The organism is Aequorivita sp. 609 (assembly GCF_014212065.1).
Classification (GTDB): domain Bacteria; phylum Bacteroidota; class Bacteroidia; order Flavobacteriales; family Flavobacteriaceae; genus Aequorivita; species Aequorivita sinensis.
Genome location: NZ_JACJVM010000070.1, coordinates 1 through 413 on the forward strand (window position 1 = coordinate 1; position 413 = coordinate 413).

At 56.7% G+C, this 413-nt stretch carries 1 protein-coding gene; it reads left to right on the plus strand.

From position 1 onward, the window contains the following. Positions 1-372 (plus strand): 40S ribosomal protein S17 (locus H4O20_RS12720; RefSeq protein WP_185099496.1); only part of this gene is annotated, 372 nt, incomplete at its 5' end. Between the last annotated feature and the right edge of the window lie 41 nt (positions 373-413).

The window sequence follows — 413 nt, forward strand, 5'->3', positions numbered from 1 at the left end:
GCCGCTCGGGTCATCATCGAGAAGTACTACACCCGGCTGGGCAACGACTTCCACACCAACAAGCGCGTGTGCGAGGAGATCGCCATCATCCCCAGCAAGAAGCTGCGCAACAAGATCGCCGGGTACGTGACGCACCTGATGAAGCGCATCCAGAGAGGGCCGGTCAGGGGAATCTCCATCAAGCTGCAGGAGGAGGAGCGCGAGCGCAGGGACAACTATGTGCCTGAGGTTTCCGCTCTGGATCAGGAGATCATCGAGGTCGACACCGACACCAAGGAGATGCTCAAGCTTCTGGATTTCGGCAGCCTGTCGAATCTCCAGGTGACTCAACCTCCCGTCGGCATGAACTTCAAGACCCCGCGCGGAGTCTGAACACTTGTAATATATCTCTTAATAAAACCCTGGGAAAATCC